Consider the following 1,323-nt stretch of genomic DNA (forward strand, 5'->3'; position numbering starts at 1 on the left):
GCGAACGCCGAGGGATTTTAAATCCCTTGTGTCTACCAATTCCACCACCAGGGCAACGCAATCTTGCGAGGCCGATTACTGAAAAGTAAAAACACCATCTCTCAGCGACCTAAGCCGTGAGAACGAGGTGTACTTTAACGGAAGGAAAAAATTCGTCAACAATAAATTTTATCTTTTAATTCAAGTGATTAATTATCGAACTCAAAAGAATAAATTTAGTGCAGCTTGTACGGTTCTTATACTTGGATTTCTAATTTAAACGGACAAATCACTGACAACCATTGATTCAAATACCAATTGAATGCGGTGATTTTATTGTTTTAAACCAAGCAAATGGCGTTTTCATGTGCTTTTCACATTCAACGATTAGAGTTTGAAGTAACTCTTATTAAGAAGTAAACATGTGAAACCACTAAAACGATATCAATATGAGCGCTATGCCGTTCTTTGTAACCTCGCCTACCCTAGAGTTTTTAATCAGACTCGCTATGGTTTTGACCCTAATGGACAACGCATCATCAAGAACCAGTTTGGTAAAACCATGATTAGAGTGTTGTGGAGTAGCGACAAAGATGAAGTGGTTGTGGTAATCAAAGGATCGCACAGTATCTCAGATTGGCTACTAACCTTTGCTCTATGGACAAGAAGCTGTAAGAGAATTGGGCTCAATTATCGTGTGCATGCGGGTTTCTACCATCTAATGTTTCAAGAGAGCCAGCCAAGTCGTAATGAAGACAAGCTTGGCTTAACCGTTATTGAGCGCTTGGAAGCCACGCTCACACCTCTCATCGAACAAGGAAAAAGAGTGTCTATTACTGGCCACTCTTCCGGAGGCGCTATCGGTTGTGTCTTCGCTGATTACTTTGATCAAAAGTACCCAGGCTGTATTAAACGAATAGTGACTTTTGGCCAACCCGCCATTGGTGATTGGAGCTTTCGAAAGCACTATCGCATGAGTAAGAAGACCTACCGAATTTGCTGTGACATCGACATCGTGACCTTCATGCCACCGGTTCCTTTGCTCTATTGGCATGTAGGTAAAGTGCTTTGGCTTTATAACGGACGAATCTATGAGAACACTCCTACATTAATCCGCCTTGGTCGCTCTATCTTTAGTTGGCTGATAAGACCTTTCTCTTACCACTTAATGAGCAAGTATATCCGTAACAAAGATTTCTTTGATAAGCATTGAAATGGGTACGTAGGAAGCTTTTAGCGGGGTCAAAAACGAAAAAACCAGTCACTAGGACTGGTTTTTTTCTGAATGATGGAGGCGCCTCCCGGAGTCGAACCGAGGTCCACGGATTTGCAATCCGCTGCATA

1 protein-coding gene is annotated in these 1,323 nt (G+C 42.0%); it reads left to right on the forward strand.

The genetic code is table 11. The annotated features are described in order from the left end of the window. Positions 1–403: 403 nt before the first annotated feature. Positions 404–1,192 carry a lipase family protein gene (locus AB6D06_RS22445; RefSeq protein ID WP_372111931.1) on the forward strand — a complete coding sequence of 263 codons (789 nt, stop codon included), beginning with the start codon at positions 404–406 and terminating at the stop codon, positions 1,190–1,192. Positions 1,193–1,323: the final 131 nt, after the last annotated feature.

It is taken from the genome of Vibrio sp. 10N.239.311.G01, assembly GCF_041465805.1.
Classification (GTDB): Bacteria; Pseudomonadota; Gammaproteobacteria; order Enterobacterales; family Vibrionaceae; genus Vibrio; species Vibrio crassostreae_C.